We start from the raw sequence: 17920 nt of genomic DNA, 5'->3' as shown, positions 1-17920 counted from the left end.
GATCAGCGCCGTTTCAGCGTGTCGCCATAGCTGATCTTGGGGGTCAGGGTCACGCGGGTGTCGACCTCGGCATTGGGGTCGGCCAGCTGTGTTGCGATAATCTCGGCCGCCTTGCGCCCGATCTCAAGCCGGCAAGCATCCATCGTGGCCAGCTTGCGGGGCAGGCCCTGCAGCAGTTCGACATTGTTGAACCCGGCCAGGCCGATCTGGCCCGGAACCTCGATCCCCTGATCCAACAGGTACAGCAACCCGCCGGCACCGATCATATCGTTGGAATAATACAGGAAATCCAGTTCGGGAGAGCGCTCCAGCATGGTTTGCGTCATCTCGCGCCCCTTGGCCAGAGCGGAACCGCCGGAATAGAATTCTCGGTCTTCGATCTCGACCCCGTGTTTGCCCAGAACTTCGGTGAAGCCTTCGAACCGTTTGCGGGCGCGGTGATCCAGCGGCATCTTGGTGCCCATAAAGCCGATATGTTCATACCCCGCCTTAAGGATCGCCTGCGCCATCTCGCGCCCGGCGCGGCGGTGCGAAATCCCGACCATCGCGTCCACCGGCTTGCCGTCGGTATCCATGATCTCGACCACCGGTATGCCGGCCGAATCCAGCATCGCCCGCGCCGCATCCGTATGCTCCAGCCCCGCGATGATCACGCCCGAGGGTCGCCACGAGAGCATCTCGTACAGCACTTTTTCCTCTTTTTCCGGCATATAATCGGTGACGCCAACCACCGGCTGCAATTCGGTGTCTTCCAGCACCTGATTGACACCGGTCAGCACCTCGGGAAACACCATGTTCGACAGCGAGGGGATGATCACGGCCACCAGGTTCACCCGGCTTGAGGCCAGCGCGCCCGCGATCTTGTTGGGCACATATCCCAGCTCTTTCGCGGCAGCCAGAACGCGGGTGCGAGTGGCGTCCGAAACATCGCCCCTGTTCCTCAGAACCCGGCTGACCGTCATTTCCGACACTCCGGACGCTTCCGAGACATCACGAAGGGTAAGCGGGCGTTTTGTTTCTGTGGTCACGGAAGGCACCTGCGTTGTTGTTTTGCCGGATGGTAGCGTGAACAGGGCGCGATTTACAACTGTTACGCAAAGGTCATGACAAGCCGAAAAAACACAGGTACAGAGAGCCTTGCGCGGCCCCGTGGCTCAACTGGATAGAGCAGCCCCCTCCTAAGGGGCAGGTTGCAGGTTCGAATCCTGCCGGGGTCGCCAGTATGACTACCAGGCTGAGAGGCGAAGCGGCAAAGTTGCGTGTCGTTTCAATGTCTAATTTTTGGGGGTCTCGACGCCGGTTTTTGCCAGGTTCGCGACGATGTTCTCTAGTTCCGCTTTCAGATGCCGCCCGGGGCATTGGGTGGCGGCGAAAGCTCCGTGATGATCAATGTTATCGGGCGAAATGCTGTATTGGAGCGTCAGGTTTTTCAGCAGGTCGACAAGAGACATCAATTGGGATTGTGAAGGCATCTCGTTGTCAAAATTCCCCTCTAGCGCGATACCAATGTGACCCATAGGGTCGTAGTTCGTGTTTGTGTCGCCGGCATATTCCACAGGGCGTCCCTCTGCGATGGTGCCATTCGTGTCTATGTAGAAGTGATACGGAACGTCGCCCCAGGCAATCTTTGACCTGCCGTCAGCCAAAATCGTTGCGCTCTGAGAAAACCTCTGAAGCGATTTCATCTTTTCGCCAATTGAAACCGCTGGACGGGCGGCAGTTGCAGTGTGGTGAATGGTTATGCGTGAAGGGGAATGACGAAGCATTGGGCGGCTGGGATTTCTAGCCCCCCAACTTTCCCTGTTCACAAAATCAAAAGCCCACAGCTTTTTTCCCATCAGGGCAAAAATGGAGATAATGGCCAAGAGCCATCGCCGTTGCAGTTTGGACGCCACTCGCGTTTCACCTCATTGCCATGTTTTGAAAGCAAAGATGCCTGGTTAGTTTGTCTTAACATCTCCACCGGATTTTACGTAGGCTTCAGGGACCAGCTGCAGGACACTTTCCCTTATTGCTTCGGCCTCCGCCCGCGTTCCCGAAGAAATGGCAAGGGCGTAGAGCCCGTCTTTGAGATTCGAATAGTCATCGGTGTTCAAAATAACCATCTCTTGGCTCAAGCTGGAGTCCAGTTTTGATTTGAGATCCTGTACGCTGGCATAGTCCGCGTGTGGGAAGGCCCCGAGGAAGACAAACCAAGGCGTGTCTGCTACCGGAGTCGGCTGTACCGGAACAGGTGGGGCTGGTTCATTATCCGCTGTCTGACTGTCTTGCTCAGTGTCCAAAGGGACAGGTGTGGATTTGTCTACGGCAAGCATGTTGGAAAGATCGGGCAAATAATCTTTTGCCGGAGAAATGAACAACGAAAGGCCCACGAACAGTACGCCTATGGACCCGACAATTACACGCACAAAGGGGCTGCTAGTACCGACTTCAAGCTCCTTCGCCTTAACCTTGCCAGCAAGGCCTACCAGAAGGAGCAGAATACCAAAAATGAGCAGAGCGACGCTATAGTCCACGGTGGTTATGTCCTCCGGGGTAGGATAATTTCATAAGTGGGTTCAAAATCGACCCATCATAGCACGAACGCTCTGGATTTTCCTAATTGCCACTATGAAGCTCTGGGTGCAGTGCAGGTTCCGCAAACCGGGCGCGGGTGCGGTTGGCGAAGGCCACCAGCGACAGCATCACCGGCACCTCGACCAGCACTCCGACCACGGTGGCCAGGGCAGCGCCCGAGTTCAGGCCGAACAGGCTTATGGCCACGGCGACGGCCAGTTCGAAGAAGTTAGAGGTGCCGATCATCGCACAGGGGGCGGCGATGCGGTGGGGCACTTTCAGCGCGTAGGCCGCTCCGTAAGCCAGGGCAAAAATTCCGTAGCTCTGGATCAGGATCGGCACTGCGATCAGTACGATCACCATCGGTTTGGACAGAATGGTTTGCCCCTGAAGGCCGAACAGGATGACCACCGTGGCGATCAGCCCCATGATCGACCACGGTTTGACGCGGGCTGAAAAGGCGTCGATAGCCGATTGCGATCCCAGCCTCCGGCGGGTGACCAACCCCGCGATCAAGGGCAGAACTACATAGAGAACCGTGGCCAGCACCAGTGTCTGCCACGGCACCGAAATATCTGTGACACCCAGCAGAAACGCCACGATCGGCGCGAAGGCGACCACCATGATCAGGTCATTCACCGAAACCTGCACCAGCGTATAAGTCGCGTCGCCCCGGGTCAGTTGCGACCAGACAAAGACCATAGCGGTACAAGGGGCCGCACCCAGCAGGATCAGACCGGCGGTGTATTGCGCGGCGTCTTCGGGCTGAATCCAGGGGGCAAAGACATGGTCAAAGAACAGCACGGCCAGAAAGGCCATGGTGAAGGGCTTGATCAGCCAGTTGACCACCAGCGTCACGATCAGCCCTCGCGGCTGACGGGCAACGCCGGCGACCGCGCCGAAATCGACACTGACCATCATCGGATAGACCATCGCCCAGATCAGCAGGGCCACCACCAGGTTGACACTGGCCAGTTCGGCCGAGGCGATCAGCTGCACCAGCCCGGGAATGGCCTGTCCGATCAGCACGCCGCCGATCATCGCAAGGGCGATCCAGACGGTCAGGTAGCGTTCGAAGATGCTCATGTATATGCCTCATGCGTCTGATCGGTCAGTTTGCCCGAGGTCAGCGCCGCCAGCGCCACCATCACGGCAGCGGTGCCCAGAACCAGTGCCAGCCCGCCGACCTGATATGTGAGGCCGGACAGGACCGTGCCCACAAGCCGCCCGGTTGCGTTGGCCATGTAGTAAAAGCCCACATCCATCGTCACCCGCTCCGATCTGGTAAAGGCCAGGATCAGATAGGAATGCAGTGAGGAGTTGACCGCGAAGATCGCCCCAAAGGCCAGCAGGCCAAGGACAAGGGTGACGGTCAGCCATGTCTGAGGCCCTGCGGAGATCAGCACCGCGACAGTCAGCGCGGCCGGCACGCAGAACAGCGCCGCCGCCCAGCTGCGCGCCGCGCGGATCAGATCGCCCTCGGGGCGACTTGCGGCACGCAGAATTTTAGGCGCGCTGGCCTGAACGGCACCGTATAGGATCACCCAGACGGCCATGAAGGTGCCGATCATGAAGAACGCGGCGCGGTTGCCGTCTTCGGTGCCGTCGGACAGCACGGCGTAGAAATAGATCGGGATGCCCACCACGAACCACACATCCCGCGCGCCGAACAGAAAGACCCGCGCCGCGGACAGCCAGTTCACATTAGCGGATTTCGAGAACACCTCTGAAAACTTTGCGCCCTTGCGGCCTTTGGGCAGGCCGGGAGGCATGAGTGCAAAGACCGCGACCAGAATAACCGCCAGCACAATCGCCATGGCCAGTGTCGCCCACATGAAGCCCAGCGTGGCCAGCAGGGCAGCGCCCAGAAGAAAGCCCAACCCCTTCACCGCGTTTTTCGAACCGGTCAGGATGGCGACCCAGCGGAACAGCCCGCCACCCGCACTGGGCGCCAGAATTTTGACAGCGGATTTCGAAGACATCTTGGCCAGATCCTTGGCCACGCCGCTTGCCCCCTGAACGATCATCACAAAGGCCACTTTTGCCGGAATCGCCCAGTTAGGGTCCAGTTGAGTGAGGACAAGCAATGCCATAACCTGCAGCCCGAGCCCGGCATAAAGCGTCGAGGTCAGCCCGAACCGGGCCGCAATCCAGCCCGCGGCCAGATTGGTGCCCATGCCCGCGATTTCATAGAGAACGAACAGATAGGCCAACTGAACCGGCGAGAACCCCATCGTGTGAAAGTGCAGCAGCACCAGCATCCGCAGGGCCCCGTCGGTCAGCATGAATGCCCAATAGGCCGCCGTGACCGCGATATAAGCCGACAGTCCCTCGGGCCGGTCAGTCACAGCGACTGTCCAACCATCAGCGCCACGTCGACCAGACGGTGCGCATAGCCCATTTCATTATCGTACCACGCATAGATTTTCACCTGTGTCCCGTTCACCACCATGGTCGAGGGCGCATCGACGATCGAGGACCGTTCGTCATTGGTATAGTCGGTCGAGACCAGAGGCCGCGTTTCATAGCCAAGGATGCCTTTCAACTCGCCCTCGGCTGCGGCTTTGAAGTATTCATTGACCTCTTCGGCGGTGGTTTCGCGTTCAACCTCGAACACGCAATCGGTCAGCGAAGCGTTCAGCAGGGGAACCCGTACCGCGTGGCCGTTCAGCCGGCCTTTCAGTTCGGGATAGATCAGCGTGATCGCCGTGGCCGAGCCCGTAGTGGTCGGGATCAGCGAATTCAGCGCCGAGCGCGCGCGGCGCAGGTCCTTGGCAGGGCGGTCAACGATGGTCTGGGTGTTGGTCACGTCGTGGATGGTGGTCATCGAGCCGTGCCGGATTCCAAGATTTTCGTGGATAACCTTGACCACAGGGGCCAGACAATTGGTGGTGCAGGACGCCGCCGTGATGATCCGGTGCTGCGCAGGATCATAGGTGCCTTCATTGACGCCGAACACGATATTGGCGGTTGGGCCGTCCTTGACCGGGGCCGAGACCACGACCTTCTTCACACCAGCCGCGAAATAAGGGGCCAGCTTCGCCTCGGTCTTGAACACGCCGGTACAATCGATCACCACATCGACACCGTCCAGCGGCAGGGCGTTCAGATCCCCGGTGCCGATAAAGGGCAGGCGGGTGCCGTCGATGGTGACACTGTCGGCGTCATGTTCAAATCGGGCGTCCCAGCGCCCATGCACCGTGTCGAACTCCAGCAGATGCGCGTGCATCGCGGGATCTCCGACCGCATCGTTGATCCAGGCGATATCGGCACTCTTGTCCAGCAACGGTTTCAGGGCCAGTTTTCCGATCCGGCCCAGCCCGTTCACAGCAAAGGTTGTCATTGTACATCCTCTGACGCGCTGCGGCCAATTTCATCGACGGCCGATTGCAGTGCGATCCGGTCGAGGCTTTCGACCGGGAGCGAGGTGAAGGCTTCGATCCGGCGCTTGAGCGCACCATAGGCATTCTGAAAGGCAAGGCTTTTTTCGGCATCCGTGCCTTCAGCCTTGACCGGGTCGATCATGCCCCAATGGCCGCTGATCGACTGCCCGTCCCAGGGCGGGCATTCTTCGTTCGCGGCCTGATTGCAGACAGTAAAGACAAAATCCAACTCCGGTGCGTCCTGGCCGATGAATTCGGACAGGTTCTTGGACCGCAGGACCGATGTGTCATGCCCCTTGTCCTTCAGCACCTGCAGCGCAAACGGGTTCAGTTCGGAAAACGGTTTGGTGCCGGCGGAAAATGCGTTGAATTTCTCTCCGGCGATTTCGCGCAGCAGGGATTCCGCAAAGATTGAACGGGCTGAGTTGCCCACGCAAATGAACAATACGTTGAACTTCCGGTCAGTCATTGTGCCTGTTCCTTGTGTAAAGGGCATGCAGATTTCAGGGCGACCACGGCAGCAATCGACAATCAGATAGTCGAACATCCGCTGCACGTTCTTCATTTCAATCGAATAGAGCAGAGAGGTGCCGGACCGTTCCTGTCTGACCAGCCCCGACCGTTGCAGCGCGTTCAGGTAGTTCGAAAGCGTGCTTGCCTTGATGCCAAGCTCTGCCGCCAGCTCTCCGGCGGGAACCCTGTCAGGAAACCGTCGCATAAGAATGCGAAACACCGAGATGCGCTGTGGATGGCCCAGGATGGCCAGCTGATCCGTAATCTGTTCTATCATATTTCATGAATTATCGAAATATGGAACAGCAGTCAATTTGATTCCATCGCGCCCGTCGCGCCCATGTAAATCGCTGAATCAGTTTGATTTCCGGTCGCAGAGCCCCAAACCAAAGACGCCTTGCACCCCCAGAACGCGGGGGAATCACCGCCGGGCTTGCCGGGCATCCACCGCAATTTCGAGGCTTGCACGCCGCAACATGACCGTTTAAACGGACCCTCGCTTGCCTCAATAGCTCAGCTGGTAGAGCAGGTCCTTCGTAAGTAGCGGGTCCGCTCGTGATTGACGTTTGATGCCAATGAGTTAGAGAAGGCATGCAGTAACTAGTAGGGCCATAGTAGGGCCACGGAAAGAGAAGGATGCCGCTGTAGCTCAGCTGGTAGAGCACGTCATTCGTAATGATGGGGTCGTAGGTTCGAGTCCTATCAGCGGCACCACCCTTCTCCGATAACCCTCCAAATTAAGCACTGGAATCAACATCTTCGGCAAGTCCGCAAGGTGACGTTTGCGCTTTCGATTTTCAGACATCCGGGCTAGGCTGGCCGCAGGATTGGCGAAAACGGCCAGTCTTGGGGCGTAGTAACCCCGCCGTCAGCGGTCGGTATCGACCGCAACGATACCTCCTCGAACCCTATGGTCGGGGAGGCACTGGCGTATGTCCAGGGCTCCGGCCTAAAGGCCAGCGCGGTCGTCTGACGGCGGCTTACTAACTCCCCGGCTGCCAGAGGAAACTCTGGTGGCCGATTTCGTTAGTAGAGGAGCCGTTATGAACAGTGAGATTTCCAACCGCGCGACAAAGCTTTGCCCGCATTGCGCGGAAGATATTAAAGCCGAAGCTGTCATTTGCCGATTTTGCGGAAACAACCTTTCCACCGAAGCTGACCCTGAGCCACGCAAACAGCATAATTTCACCGAGGGGAAGTGCGTTCATTGCGGCACATCCGAGGAATACGTTCTGACCTATGGTAGCAAGTGTATTCTGGATATGTCCCGGCACCAACCGAAGCCCAGAAAGGTCCTTTGCCCAAAATGCACGTCCGATCAAGTGACTGCTCAGAAGCAAGGATTTGGTCTGGGTAAAGCTGTTGCGGGTGGCGTCGCAGCGGGCGGGGTTGGCCTATTGGCCGGTTTTGTCGGAAGCGGCAAAATCAAAGTAACCTGCCTGCGCTGCGGCCACGCATGGAAGCCCGGAAAAGGGTAGCCGTACCCAGCTAACGGCCAGCACACGTCCGTAGGCGTCCGTCGAAGCTCGTAGCTGCGTTTGCTGGTTAGCGGCCTAGCCAAACCCAAAGGAGGCCCAGCGCTCAGCCTACATCTGCTGGCCGATGTGCTGGTGTGTAACTTGTAACTGTAACTTTGGTCGAACAACAAAAATTGGCAACAGGGGGTAGTGCACCACCCCCCTTGGCTGCGCCAAAAGTTTAGGGCGCAAGGTACGGGTAACAGGTTACGCCACCCGCACCTTGGGGCTTAGAAAGGTGAGTCGGCGACCTCTCTGTAGTTGCCTAACCCGACAGCGCCGTTTTCTCCTCTGATGGCGAAAATTTCATGACCGCGCTCAGCCTCAGAACCTCTGGCAAACCCTTTTCTTGGTCGCCTTTCGGTACCCGCAAGATCATGCAAGCGGTAGGTTCCGTATTCCCATCCCAGATTGGACATCGCGGCCTTGATCCGACGCGAGTCGGTTGTCGACATACGCGACGTCTCAAGGCTCAAAAGAAGCTTTACGCTGTCCATGGATATCTTACCGGTGCGACCTGCAATATTATCTTCCAAGACATTCGCGAAATCGTCTTCGATCATCCGATTTCCCTGTATCCGTTTAGCTACGGACCACAGATGTTTGGATAGCACGATAGAGCCGCCTTCGCGTTCACGTACAACTGCCTCCGCCCATATCTGATCAACGTCTTTTGCCAACGCATCAATATCGATGCTTCCAACAGCAACGGGCCATATCCGGCGATTGCCGGTCAGGTCTCCGAGATACTGGTCCTCGTTAGTGGTTCCGAGAATTACGCAATGCCGTTTGAACGACAGCACGTTCCGCCCATAGGCAGGCCGAAACAGATCCACAGCCGTGCTAAGAAACTTCTTCAAGCGCTGATCAGTTGAGAGTTTGATACCTTCTAGTTCCTGGCACTCGACAATCCACGCGCGTGACAGAAGCTCCGCTTTGGCTTTGTCGTCACTCTTCAAGTTTAAGCTACCGCAGAACCATTCATCCCTTACCGCCAACTTCGCCGCCAATTGGGACTTTCCGACGCCTTGATCCCCTTCCAACACCAACATCGTGTCGAATTTGATGCCCGGTTGTTTGATCCTGCGCACTGCTGCCACAAGGAACTTGCTCCCGAACTCGCCGTTCAGTTCCGATTGCTCAGCCCCACAGTAGGTGGTCAACCACTGCTCGATACGCGGAACGCCATCCCACTCCAACCCATCGAGGTAGTCGATGACCGGGTGGTACGGGTTTTCATGAGCGATAGCGATCAACTCGCGTTTGATAGTGTCCGAACTCGCGCTGAAACTGAATTTGCGACTGAACACGCTCCATAGGATATCACCTATATCGTTCAGATCGCGCCCGTCCAGTTGGTGCCCGGTCACTTCGTTTGTTTGGGTAAACAAATTGCGTCGCGCGTCCACACCCAATAGCGCGACGGCGTAACGGATATTCTCCGGCACACGAGGCACCGGTTTTCCCTCGTCGGTGACGACGGGCCACCCGCCTTGTTTCATTTCCAATAACTCGTGAGCCCGCACGACTTGTCGACGCCCGTACTTCAAAGGGTTTGGGTTATCGCGGACATGCGCGCTGATACCAAGATCAGGGTCGGTTATGATGGACAGAACGTGACCCGGCTCCATTCCCTTTCCCAACATCCATAGCGTCGCCGCGAACACCAGTTCAGAGCGTGAGCCATAGGTTTTGTCAGGTGGATTCTGCCCGGTCATAATCACCTCGGCCCACTTCTGATCAAGCGGAATGATGGCGCTCAGATCATCCGGCAACGGCAGAGCTTCGAACTCTATTGCCGTCGCCGCGCCAACCACCGGAAGCTTTGGCTCAGGTTTCGGACGGCGCATCTGGAATTCATCCACAGTGAATGACACCGGCGGTGCGTTGAAGTCCATTGGGTGTATATGAAACGCCAGTTTAGGTTCCCGACCAGCCTCGCGCTTTACATTGTCCAACCAGTTCATCGTCCACGGCAAGCGTGTAAGACGACTGGCGTCGTGCGTCCCACCTTCGCCTTGTAGTGCCTTCAACAACGCGTGATTCAGTTCGCCGGCTTCTTCAACACTGATCGGCTCGGCTAGACGCCACATCGCCTGAAACCCACCACCGGTGAACCATATCGCTGACGGATGGGGTACACCCTTTGGGCGACTTTTTTCGTCAAGCAGAAGCGACATTATGCGTTCTTCTTGTTGCCGCTCGGTACCTGCATAGTCTTTGTTGTCGAGATCGACATGCAGAAACCGCACAGCTATCAGGTTGGCCTTGCTCCGCTTGCCTTCAAGGAATTCGGCATTTGCAAGAAAATACAAGTTACGCCTGTATGTGTCATTGTTGTTTCCAGCAACAAACCGAATGGCCGACGCAGCTTCATTTGCAGCGTATACTTTTGACTGCGGTTTTTTGGCTCCTTCACTGTTCATGTGTTCGAGGTAGAGTGGCTGACCTTGAGTCAGCCACGCCAGGAATTCGATTGCCCTTTTGGCGTCTGGTGCAAGCTTAGAGGGCATTAGCACCCCCTTTTGGGTCACAGACCAAGTTGGCCATCCAGTTTTCGACGTCGATCCGTCGATATAGAATCTTGCCAGTGCGGCTACCGGACTTGGAGCGGAGAAAGCGTGGGCCATAACCAAGATGGCGACCTTTCTCGAAGTAACTTGCGCTGAAACCGGTGATCGCCGGCAGCTCTTTTGTGGTTAGGAATTCTGATTGCGCGGACATTGTGCCCTCCTTTGTCATCTTGTGATGACGAGGACCTTGCCAACGACACAACGATCCATGTTGCGAAACAAATACGAACTATTTCGCAACATGGGGGATTCGATTAGCGTGCAGTTTTTACACCGTTTTTGCGAAGCTCTTCGCGAATAATATCAAGGCTCTGAGCCTCAAGTGTTTCTGCGACATCATCATGCTCGACGGCCATGTATACGAAGTACTCTCGAAAATTGACTCCGTGGCCTTTGCCTTGTTTTCGGTAATAAGCACCGCTGAATTTCTCGCGTAGACGGTCGTATATAGATTTTCGAGCTTGTTCGTTGGAAGGGTCAAAGAACATGTCAGTGGCCTCTTTGGCGAGAGCCAAGTCCGAGCGGACCTTTGGAAGCTCTTGCGGAGTCTTGTCTTTGCGATGCTTCATATAAAGTAGGAATCTGTTCCCTTTGTCGCGATGATGCTCGCTGGCCATATGTCGAAGCGCGGGCAAATCGCCGTCCTGCTTCACAGTCTCCGCTCTTGAGTTTTCGCCAGTCAATGCGCGGACAGCAACGCTAAGGCGGGATTCTGGGGTATCGTGTCCATGTGGGTGCGCCTCGATAATGGTTAGAAGCAGTTTTTCCAAGTAGGTACGCCCAAACAATGTGCCAACCGCATAATCTTCGTAGTTGTCTTCGGTCTGTTCGGTACTTTCGTCGGACATCGTAATTCTCCCACTCAATCTATGAACTGTTGACCAAATTCTTGAAATCTCGCGCGCGCCTGCGCGAAGGCGCAACCGGATGATCGCCTGTTAAACACATGAATCTCGTCTTTTCTATGTTCAGGGATGTTCCCGGATTCCTTCGGAGCGGGATTGGCTAACGCACCCATGGCTCTGAGTGCCGTCGATGGGGTGGGGTCACCTATGAATCAGTCGCGCGGCTCTTTCAGTTCCAGAATGCGCTTGGCTACCAGTTCGACCGGCTCACGCAGACGCTCAACGTTCACTACGATATAGCCGCCGGTCACGTCGCCATTTGTTCGGTGGTTCAGCAGGCGCTTGAGCGCGTAGTAAGGTACGTCGAGGCTTTCGGCGATGGTGATGAAGGTGCGCCGCAGGTCGTGCAAGGTGAAGCTGACGCCAGAACCAGCCGATACGCGCATGAGGAATTTTTTGGTTTCGACCAGATGGCCGGTGCGCCCCGGCCCGGGGAACACCCAAGGAGAGCCTTGGTTCGCCTCGCGACGTTGGGCCAGTAGGTCGGTGAGAAACTCGGACAGAGGGAGGGACAGCGGGTCACCGTTCTTGGTGGTCGGCAGGTGAAGGGTCTTGGCGGCGAGGTCCACATTCTCCCAGCGCAGTTGCATCACCTCGCTGCGGCGCATGCCTGTGAACAGCACGGTCAGCAGGAAATCCCGGGAATAATCTGGCTCCGCCATAACCGCTTTCCACCATGCGGGCAGATCGACAGCGGTCACAACGGTCTGGCGGCGGCGCTCTTTGAACCACGCACGCGCTTGGGTCAGGATTTGCACCGGATTGGGCGGGTAATTGTCCTGCGTGGCGGAGATGAAATTGAACACCGACCGGAAGTGACGCATCACGTTGTTGGCAGTAGTTTCGCCGTGTTTCTTGCCAATTTCCTGATGCTTCTTAAGAATCATCTGGCGGGTGATTTCCTTCACCTCCTTCTTGCGCCACGCCTTGAGGTAGAGTTGCTCCGACCGGCGGTAGTTGCTGACCGTGTTGGTGGACAGCGTCTTACGGGCTTCGAAGAAACGGTTGAAAGCCATTTCCACGGTGACACGTTGCTGCTTCTCTTTGCGTTTTTCGGCATTGGGGTCACGCCCTTCCGCCATCTCGCCCAGAATGACAAGCGCCTTCTTGCGAGCAATCTCCGGGGCGAACACGTCGGCCCGGCCTATTGTAACCCGCCGCGTCCGCCGGTTCACTTGCCCTTCGGCAAAGAACACTTTGGAGTTGGCACCGACCCGCAAACCAAAGCCGGAGAGCATGGTGTCGCGGTAGAAAACCTGACCGCTTTTGGGATACGGAACTTCATCGACCGCGCGGCGCGTAAGACGTAGACTTGGCATTGTGACCCTCCTTCCGGCCACAAATCATTATATGCACATCCAGAGGAAAAGCTCGACTTTTCATCGAGTTATGAGGGTTTGTCGGGTGTGTTGCGAGAGAATGAAAGCGCGTCTAAGTCCGGCAAGCCAACCAAGGAACAAAAAATCTGAAACAACAGCTCGAATCTGCCGGGATTGCTGTTATATTAAGAATACGTCGGAGGTTCTTCGGATCGACGCGGTCGAAAATGGCTGCATGTATGAAAAAGAACTGAGTACACTGATTTTGTGAACCTCCAAAATGCTGTCTACCAAGCAAGGAGGTTCCCGTTATGGATCCCCATTTCTACCCTATGTGTAATGCAGGCCTTGAAAGCCTGCACAGTCTCGCGAACGTTGGTTCGACCAATGAGATCGTTCAATTCGAAGACGGTTCTATCGTCGAGGTAGGCGATACTATCGCAGACCCAAAGCCGACAGTCGAAGAGCAAATGATACTCGAAGACATGCGCGGAGATGTCCGTACGTTCGTCGAGGGTCTAACCCCGTATCTTCAATGTGTTGTCATCCGCCGTTTTTGGATGAATTATTCCCCCCAGAAAATCGCTGATGACCTCGGTCGCCGCCGCCCCGCGATCTACGACGCACTGGCGCGTGTGGTGCGCTTGGGCAAGCGTGATTTGGCGCCTGTGCTCGCCCAGTAAATCAATGCGGTGGCCCTCCGGGGCCACCCCCTCAGTCTACGCGGTCGAAAATGGCTGCATTAAGAAGGAAAGTATCATGGCTACTCAACTTGAACTCCAAATCGAATATGCGAACGCCCTCGACGAAAACAACGTCGACTACACCTTTGCAATTGGCGAAGCATTTGTCGAAAGCATGCGGTCTACGCACTACAAGCACACTGGCACCGCCATTGATGAGTTGATCGACAACTCTATTGAGGCCGGAGCCAATACTGTAAGTGTTGCGCTCGGCTTTAAGAAGAAAGGCGATAAAAAACCCAGCGCGATCGCGATTATCGACAATGGGCACGGTATGCCGCCCAACATGGTTCGCCGAGCTGCTTCTTGGGGCGGGACACACCGCCACCAAAATGAAACCCGTGAAGGTATGGGGCGTTTTGGGTTTGGACTTCCCAGTGCGTCTGTCAATCAAGGTAAGCGGTTTACGATTTATTCTAAGCTGAGCGGCAAAGACTGGTGCGCGGTTACCGTCGATCTGGACGATGTCGCCGACCTGAAATATTCGTCTGTTCCCGGCAAGGTGGAGGTACCCGGTTATCAGAAGGCGTCTCCGCCTGACTGGGTGCTGGAAAACGTTAAGAAAAACTTGCCGGAAAAGGAGCTAAAGCACGGCACGGTTGTCGTTTGGGAAAAGTTGGATCGGCTGACGTGGTCCACCGTAAATGGGTTGCGGAACAACTTGCTTTCGCACTTCGGTACGATCTACCGGAACTACCTTTCCCAGACCCAAATCGTTTTTGACAATACAGTTATTGGAGCCGTTGATCCGCTTTTTATCACGCCCGGTGCGCGCTTCTTTGACGAAGACTCGCAGCGCGCGGTAGCATTGGAGCCAGGCGAAATCACCGTTCGATCTGAACGGACGGGAAAGCCGTGCAAAATCAAAGTTCGCTACGCTTCGATGCCTGTGGGTTTTTATGCGATCGATAAGAATAAAGTCGCGGGCGGGAAGAACAGCAACGCTCGTTTTCGCGTGAAAAACGATAACCTTGGCATTGTAGTCTGTCGTATGGGTCGACAAATTCACGTCGTGGACAAAATCACCGCCCATGACGGTGCACAGGGTTGGGCCGGGGTTGGTCGCCTTTCTAACAACGATGATCGTTACTGGGGATTGGAAATCGACTTCCCAGCCGATTTGGATGAGGAGTTTACGATCTCCAACTCCAAACAAGATGTCGTCATGTCTGACCGTATCTGGCAGCTTCTCAAGGAAGGCGGCGTGCTGACCGGCCTTAAGTCTCTTAAAAAGATGTACGCAGACGGCAAGGCCGCAAAGGTGGCTGAGCCAGAAACCGGAGAGGACAAACCTCGCCCATCCGAGGTGGCGGCCAAAGAGGGTGCGGAACAAGCTCGTCCAGGACGTGTTCACCCGATGTCAGAAGAGCGGGAGGAACAGGCAAAGAAGAACTTTGAAGAGTTCTTCAAAAAGGACGCCAAAGAGCGGAAAATCCCCGAAACATCCGCAAAGGAGCAGCTTGAAAAAGAGATCGAGGAACGTCCCTACAAGGTAGAGTTCGAAAGTCTACAGGATGCGCCATTCTATCGAATGGAGCAGCGGGGGGCGATGAAGGTTCTGAAAATCAACATGGCGCATAGGTTCTATAAGGACATATATGCCAGCAGCTCCGCTGGAGCATTTGTACGCCATGCTTTGGAGGTTCTCCTGATTTCAATCGGGGAGGGCGAGTTGGATGCGATTGGCAACGTCAGCAAGGAAAGCTTTTACCACGTCGAAAAACTCGAATGGTCCAAGAAGCTAAACGTCATGCTTGGCGTGCTGAGTGAATACGCAGAAGTCGTGGACGACGAAGCAGCCTAAGCGGACAAAGGGAATGCAAAGGAGCCCACTGCGGTGGGCTCTTTCTGCTATTATGAACTATGAAAAACAAAAATCATAAGAAAGCGTTCGCCCCCAATAGGTTGCCTACACAGTTACATGATGCACTCGAAAAAACGATCAAATCTCAAGCTCAAGAAGACTCATACGATGTAGCAGTCTGTTACCGTAACCTAGCGCGTAAATACGCTACTGACGGGACCGACAACGACGCGGACTCTGATAAAATTCGCCTTGCCGTTTGCTATTCGATGTTGGCTGACTTCACCGAACAGGGGTGGGGAATCGCTGTTCAGGGCCATGACATTGTCGTCGAACAACCTTCCATCGACTGGATGGAAGACGAAACGGAGGCACAAATCAAACAACGAATTCGTAAAGGATTTGAAGCGGTCAGCAACCGCCAATTGACCGACCCCACCAACAGAGAATTTATCCGCCGGATGGAAACTCCAAGAGATTTCGAAGGCAAGATGGTATCGGTGCTTGATGTTGTCGATGACGGAGCAGAACTTGCTAAGGAACTAAAGCTGCTCGCTACCGAACCTTCGTACAAGGCACTGGAAGAAATCCCGGCGGTAATATGTCCCGAGTTGGTTGAGTGTCGGGGGGATGAGAAATGCCCATACACTGGTTATCGACTACAGGACATTTGGAGGTACTTCCGACATACTTGGTCCCTCGAATACAAGCTGTTGCCGGGCAGAACGATGCGGCTGCTGGTTCGTAATGCTGCACGCCCAAACAAGCCGATCATCGGCATTGTGCTAATAGCAAGCCCAACTGCGAACCTCCAAAGCCGGGACAAGTGGATTGGGTGGACATTTGAAGAAATTGTATCCGGCCTTCTGGCACGGAAGTGGAGTGCCGACGATGTCGGGCGCAAGCTCTATGAGGCCATCAAAACTGCGATCAAACAGATACGAACAGATGATTTGGTTCCTCGGAGCGCCCTAAACCATCCAAAGCCCGAGCATTTCTTTGCGCTTGATCAAGCAGTTCATAAGGCATTGCAGGACCGCGCCCGAGACTTGGAGTCCGAATCCACCGACTACCTCGTTGACATCCGTGGGCTCGACAAATCGAAAATCACAAACAAACAGTGGAAGGAGCTTTCCGAGACTTCGTTGTTCAAAAAGAAACGAGCTGAGCAGCTTATTCCGCTCTTGAAAGCTCTTGGAACCATGAAAGGGTATGGGTTCGATAAGCATCCTGGCACCGCGTTGTACGAAGCCCTTGTAGAAAAAGACGGAAAGCAAGCCGTACAAACTGCTTTGAACGAAATTAAGAAAGTGCATCTGGCCTCGGAAGTCGCCGATCTTTCTGTTTGTGGCGCTGTCGCACCATACAACATGCTTATTGGTGGAAAGCTGGTTACTGCTGTGATGGCCTCGGAAGAAGTGCGTGAAATCTATAAGCAGCGTTACGGAAAACAGGTCAGCGAAATTTCCTCTCAGATCAAAGGTCAGCGGGTCCAACGATCATCGGACCTGAAACTGTTGACGACAACAGCCTTGTATGGGGTAGGCAGCAACCAATACAGCAGCCTAACCTTGCGGGCAGCTAAGCATTCAGAGCTGGCAAGCGATTTAGTTTGGAAGAAGATTGATAGTAGCACCGGTTTCACCGTCACGCACATCAGTGACGAAACAGTGCAGCTTATGCGCAAACTAGGGATCCGCGAGTACGGCCGCCGAAGAATAAACAGCGTCTTTGGAGAGGGTAGCAGTCCTAGAACACGCCAAATCCGCGAGGGATTAAATCTGTTAGGTATCAATAACAGCGAACTTCTCGAACAACCCAACAAAAAGAAAGTCTATGGCTGCGAGTTGTATCCGGGCGCGAAAGATCAATTGCTTGGCTTCGAAGATGCCGGGCTCAACGACACAAAATCAAATTCAGTTTCAGCGATAGCCAAAGGCTGGGCGAGTCGTTGGTTACTACCTCGGTTAAAAAATGAGCGGGTGTTGAGTGAGCTTGCAAGCTTTGAACCCATTCACGTTTCTGAAGAACTAAAGTCGCGTTCAGAGAAATTTGGTGAAATAAGGCAAGAATGACCAATTAGCCTTCCTCGTAAGGTTGTCCTATCTCGTCCAAAATTACACTGGCCGTTTGAGCAAGCCTCTGAACCCTATGGGGACAAATACTATTGGAGCGTCCTTCATCAACCAAAGACTGGAGGATGCTTTTCATTTCTGGGCTCCTGCGGATCAGTGAGACTTCTGTTTCAAACCGCTCAAGATATTTTCTGCTTCCTGAGATAATCGTACCGATGTGATGTTGGTTGCCTTCCACAAAGCAAAAAATGTCTTTTCGGTCCGTTCTTACGGTGTCTGCAACAAGCCAAGCGCGTTTTCTCATGGGTGTCCTCGTGTAGATGTCACTCATGAAATAGCATAACTATCTGAAATGTATCTAAAAATCGTCGAGTTGGCGGCGCGATGATGGCCGGTGAGGAGTACAGACGTTTCCACTTCGTAAGACCTAACGCCTTGAAACAGGACCGTTTAAATCTCGTTTGTTACTATTCTAGAGGCGATACTTAGACACCCTAGGTAACGGGACCAATTTGCCGCAAACGCAATTCGA

The 17920-nt window shown here is 54.9% G+C and carries 16 protein-coding genes and 2 tRNA genes; 6 read left to right on the top strand and 12 right to left on the bottom strand.

Annotated features, from left to right (window positions below):
• Window positions 1–2: 2 nt before the first annotated feature.
• Window positions 3–1028: a LacI family DNA-binding transcriptional regulator gene (locus ACXAC3_RS02810; RefSeq protein ID WP_475155930.1), complete on the bottom strand. Its 1026-nt coding sequence runs from the start codon at window positions 1026–1028 to the stop codon at window positions 3–5.
• Window positions 1029–1143: 115 nt separating this feature from the next.
• Between ACXAC3_RS02810 and ACXAC3_RS02805 the strand changes: the two genes are divergently transcribed.
• Window positions 1144–1220: transfer RNA gene (locus ACXAC3_RS02805), tRNA-Arg, on the top strand.
• Window positions 1221–1274: 54 nt separating this feature from the next.
• Here the strand turns inward: ACXAC3_RS02805 and ACXAC3_RS02800 are convergent.
• The 6 genes from ACXAC3_RS02800 to ACXAC3_RS02775 all read right to left on the bottom strand — a co-directional run bounded on the left by ACXAC3_RS02800 (window position 1275) and on the right by ACXAC3_RS02775 (window position 6729).
• The gene (locus ACXAC3_RS02800) at window positions 1275–1895 is read right to left on the bottom strand and encodes a peptidoglycan recognition protein family protein (protein ID WP_475155926.1); all 621 of its coding nucleotides are present in this window, start codon (window positions 1893–1895) and stop codon (window positions 1275–1277) included.
• A gap of 45 nt (window positions 1896–1940) precedes the next feature.
• Entirely contained in the window at window positions 1941–2516 is a 576-nt protein-coding gene (locus ACXAC3_RS02795; protein WP_475155920.1) for a hypothetical protein, read from the bottom strand.
• 82 nt (window positions 2517–2598) lie between these two features.
• Complete coding sequence (arsB, locus tag ACXAC3_RS02790) at window positions 2599–3642, bottom strand: ACR3 family arsenite efflux transporter (protein ID WP_475155916.1); 1044 nt, start codon at window positions 3640–3642, stop codon at window positions 2599–2601.
• Window positions 3639–4904 (bottom strand): organoarsenical effux MFS transporter ArsJ, encoded by a 1266-nt coding sequence (arsJ, locus tag ACXAC3_RS02785; RefSeq protein WP_475155912.1) that lies wholly within the window; start codon window positions 4902–4904, stop codon window positions 3639–3641. Before arsJ ends, arsB begins: the two co-directional genes overlap by 4 nt.
• Window positions 4901–5899 (bottom strand): ArsJ-associated glyceraldehyde-3-phosphate dehydrogenase, encoded by a 999-nt coding sequence (locus tag ACXAC3_RS02780; RefSeq protein WP_475155906.1) that lies wholly within the window; start codon window positions 5897–5899, stop codon window positions 4901–4903. The genes arsJ and ACXAC3_RS02780 overlap by 4 nt, the downstream gene beginning before the upstream one ends.
• Window positions 5896–6729 (bottom strand): arsenate reductase/protein-tyrosine-phosphatase family protein, encoded by an 834-nt coding sequence (locus tag ACXAC3_RS02775; protein WP_475155901.1) that lies wholly within the window; start codon window positions 6727–6729, stop codon window positions 5896–5898. Before ACXAC3_RS02775 ends, ACXAC3_RS02780 begins: the two co-directional genes overlap by 4 nt.
• Before the next feature lie 361 nt (window positions 6730–7090).
• Here ACXAC3_RS02775 and ACXAC3_RS02770 point away from each other — a divergent pair.
• Together ACXAC3_RS02770 and ACXAC3_RS02765 are read left to right on the top strand one after the other, a co-directional pair.
• Window positions 7091–7166, top strand: a tRNA-Thr gene (locus tag ACXAC3_RS02770).
• Window positions 7167–7495: 329 nt separating this feature from the next.
• Complete coding sequence (locus ACXAC3_RS02765) at window positions 7496–7930, top strand: hypothetical protein (RefSeq protein WP_475155897.1); 435 nt, start codon at window positions 7496–7498, stop codon at window positions 7928–7930.
• A 269-nt stretch (window positions 7931–8199) separates the two neighbouring features.
• Here the strand turns inward: ACXAC3_RS02765 and ACXAC3_RS02760 are convergent, their stop codons facing one another.
• From ACXAC3_RS02760 to ACXAC3_RS02745, 4 genes are all read right to left on the bottom strand, one after another.
• Window positions 8200–10482: a virulence-associated E family protein gene (locus ACXAC3_RS02760; protein ID WP_475155891.1), complete on the bottom strand. Its 2283-nt coding sequence runs from the start codon at window positions 10480–10482 to the stop codon at window positions 8200–8202.
• The gene (locus ACXAC3_RS02755) at window positions 10472–10693 is read right to left on the bottom strand and encodes a helix-turn-helix transcriptional regulator (RefSeq protein WP_475155886.1); all 222 of its coding nucleotides are present in this window, start codon (window positions 10691–10693) and stop codon (window positions 10472–10474) included. Before ACXAC3_RS02755 ends, ACXAC3_RS02760 begins: the two co-directional genes overlap by 11 nt.
• A gap of 103 nt (window positions 10694–10796) precedes the next feature.
• Window positions 10797–11390 (bottom strand): hypothetical protein, encoded by a 594-nt coding sequence (locus ACXAC3_RS02750; RefSeq protein WP_475155881.1) that lies wholly within the window; start codon window positions 11388–11390, stop codon window positions 10797–10799.
• Window positions 11391–11599: 209 nt separating this feature from the next.
• Window positions 11600–12766: a tyrosine-type recombinase/integrase gene (locus ACXAC3_RS02745; RefSeq protein ID WP_475155875.1), complete on the bottom strand. Its 1167-nt coding sequence runs from the start codon at window positions 12764–12766 to the stop codon at window positions 11600–11602.
• A 311-nt stretch (window positions 12767–13077) separates the two neighbouring features.
• On the opposite strand from ACXAC3_RS02745, the gene ACXAC3_RS02740 reads away from it, so the two are divergent.
• The 3 genes from ACXAC3_RS02740 (at window position 13078) to ACXAC3_RS02730 (ending at window position 17388) form a co-directional block, all read left to right on the top strand.
• Window positions 13078–13449 carry a sigma-70 RNA polymerase sigma factor region 4 domain-containing protein gene (locus tag ACXAC3_RS02740; protein WP_475155871.1) on the top strand — a complete coding sequence of 124 codons (372 nt, stop codon included), beginning with the start codon at window positions 13078–13080 and terminating at the stop codon, window positions 13447–13449.
• Window positions 13450–13525: 76 nt separating this feature from the next.
• On the top strand, window positions 13526–15313 hold the full coding sequence (locus ACXAC3_RS02735; RefSeq protein WP_475155868.1) for an ATP-binding protein: 1788 nt from the start codon (window positions 13526–13528) through the stop codon (window positions 15311–15313).
• 59 nt (window positions 15314–15372) lie between these two features.
• On the top strand, window positions 15373–17388 hold the full coding sequence (locus ACXAC3_RS02730; protein WP_475155864.1) for a Druantia anti-phage system protein DruA: 2016 nt from the start codon (window positions 15373–15375) through the stop codon (window positions 17386–17388).
• A gap of 4 nt (window positions 17389–17392) precedes the next feature.
• Here the strand turns inward: ACXAC3_RS02730 and ACXAC3_RS02725 are convergent, their stop codons facing one another.
• Window positions 17393–17692 carry a hypothetical protein gene (locus ACXAC3_RS02725; RefSeq protein WP_475155859.1) on the bottom strand — a complete coding sequence of 100 codons (300 nt, stop codon included), beginning with the start codon at window positions 17690–17692 and terminating at the stop codon, window positions 17393–17395.
• Window positions 17693–17920: the final 228 nt, after the last annotated feature.

The organism is Ruegeria sp. ABV4_181 (genome assembly GCF_056158465.1).
The sequence above is the reverse complement of the archived record's forward strand: the minus strand, read 5'-3'. Positions and strand labels throughout refer to the sequence as shown.

Excerpts from the sequence above, each read along its gene's own strand:
- ACXAC3_RS02735 (WP_475155868.1), top strand. The coding sequence starts at position 13,526 with ATGGCTACTCAACTTGAACTCCAAATCGAATATGCGAACGCCCTCGAC.
- ACXAC3_RS02760 (WP_475155891.1), bottom strand. The coding sequence starts at position 10,482 with ATGCCCTCTAAGCTTGCACCAGACGCCAAAAGGGCAATCGAATTCCTG.
- ACXAC3_RS02740 (WP_475155871.1), top strand. The coding sequence starts at position 13,078 with ATGGATCCCCATTTCTACCCTATGTGTAATGCAGGCCTTGAAAGCCTG.
- ACXAC3_RS02730 (WP_475155864.1), top strand. The coding sequence starts at position 15,373 with ATGAAAAACAAAAATCATAAGAAAGCGTTCGCCCCCAATAGGTTGCCT.
- ACXAC3_RS02745 (WP_475155875.1), bottom strand. The coding sequence starts at position 12,766 with ATGCCAAGTCTACGTCTTACGCGCCGCGCGGTCGATGAAGTTCCGTAT.
- arsB (WP_475155916.1), bottom strand. The coding sequence starts at position 3,642 with ATGAGCATCTTCGAACGCTACCTGACCGTCTGGATCGCCCTTGCGATG.
- ACXAC3_RS02775 (WP_475155901.1), bottom strand. The coding sequence starts at position 6,729 with ATGATAGAACAGATTACGGATCAGCTGGCCATCCTGGGCCATCCACAG.
- ACXAC3_RS02750 (WP_475155881.1), bottom strand. The coding sequence starts at position 11,390 with ATGTCCGACGAAAGTACCGAACAGACCGAAGACAACTACGAAGATTAT.
- ACXAC3_RS02755 (WP_475155886.1), bottom strand. The coding sequence starts at position 10,693 with ATGTCCGCGCAATCAGAATTCCTAACCACAAAAGAGCTGCCGGCGATC.
- ACXAC3_RS02765 (WP_475155897.1), top strand. The coding sequence starts at position 7,496 with ATGAACAGTGAGATTTCCAACCGCGCGACAAAGCTTTGCCCGCATTGC.
- ACXAC3_RS02780 (WP_475155906.1), bottom strand. The coding sequence starts at position 5,899 with ATGACAACCTTTGCTGTGAACGGGCTGGGCCGGATCGGAAAACTGGCC.
- ACXAC3_RS02725 (WP_475155859.1), bottom strand. The coding sequence starts at position 17,692 with ATGAGAAAACGCGCTTGGCTTGTTGCAGACACCGTAAGAACGGACCGA.